Below are 1,217 nucleotides of genomic sequence, written 5' to 3'. Positions count from 1 at the left end.
TGCCTAGCCTGATCTGACTGGTCCAACTTGATTGTTAGTGCATGACTGGTCGTCGGTCTATTGGCATGATGGTTTCCGGAGCCGGAGACCGATATCCCAAGGCGCTGTGAGGCCGTTTCGTGTTGTAGTGTTTTCTCCAGCCTTCGATGATTATCTGGGCTTCTCTGAGCGAGTAGAAGATCTCCCGGTTCAGCAATTCGTCCCGGAACCGAGCATTGAAGCTCTCGACGTAGCCATTCTCCCATGGGCTGCCCGGCTCGATGAAGGCGGTCTTGGCACCAACAGCCTCAATCCAGGCCCGGACATCCTTAGCAACGAACTCAGGTCCATTGTCGCTGCGGACAAATGCTGGTGGCCCGCGCAGGATGAACAGGTCCGTCAGGGCGTCGATGACGTCCGTCGAGTTCAGCCTACGCTTCACCCGGATCGTCAGACATTCCCGGCTGAACTCATCGAGGATATTCAATGTGCGGAACGCTTTGCCATCATCGGTCCGGCAATGGACGAAGTCGTAGCTCCAGACATGGTTCCGATATTCTGGTCTGAGACGGATACAGGATCCGTCATTCAGCCAAAGCCTCGATCTCTTCGATTGTTTTGGCGGCACTTTCAGCCCCTCCCGTTTCCACAGCCGCTCGACACGGCCATCACTGACCTGCCAGCCCGCGTCTCTCAGCAGCGCCGCAACGCGACGGTAGCCGTAGCTGCCGTATTGCCTCGCCAGTTCAATCATATCGGCCACAAGTCGTTCCTCGTCTTCTCGGCCGTGCGGTTGATACCTTTGTGTTGATCGGTGCTGCCCCAGTGCCCGGCAGACCCGGCGTTCCGATACCTTCATCTCGCTTCGGATCAGATCGATGCAGGCGCGCCGACGGGCGGGGCTCAGAAGTTTCCCCGGGCAGCTTCCTTTAGAATGAGCTTGTCCAGCGTCAGATCCGATACTGCCCTCCGCAATCGCTCATTCTCTTTCTGAAGCCGCTTGAGTTCCTTCAGCTGGTCGGTGCCCATACCGCCATATTGCTTGCGCCATCGGTAATAGGTCTGTTCGGTTATACGCACTTCGCGGATCGCATCCGCACGCTGCATCCCCTGGCCGACAAGCACATCAACCTGCCGCAATTTCTGAACTATTTCCTCTGGCTTGTGTCGTTTGTTTGCCATTCTCTGTCCTCCGTTTCCTAAACATAACGGTGGACCAATTCAGATGGGGAGGCTCA

1 protein-coding gene is annotated in these 1,217 nt (G+C 56.5%); it reads right to left on the bottom strand.

The features are described 5' to 3' along the window. Window positions 1-34 precede the first annotated feature (34 nt). Window positions 35-1,161, bottom strand: a protein-coding gene (locus BOA8489_RS20015; protein WP_093976062.1) for an IS3 family transposase whose coding sequence is annotated in 2 segments (ribosomal slippage) — window positions 35-897 and window positions 897-1,161 — 1,128 coding nt in all. Because the reading frame shifts where the segments join, the coding sequence is not laid out codon by codon here. Window positions 1,162-1,217: the final 56 nt, after the last annotated feature.

The sequence above is a fragment of the Boseongicola aestuarii genome (assembly GCF_900184815.1).
GTDB classification, from domain to species: Bacteria; Pseudomonadota; Alphaproteobacteria; order Rhodobacterales; family Rhodobacteraceae; genus Boseongicola; species Boseongicola aestuarii.
This window is presented reverse-complemented; position numbering and strand designations above follow the sequence as displayed.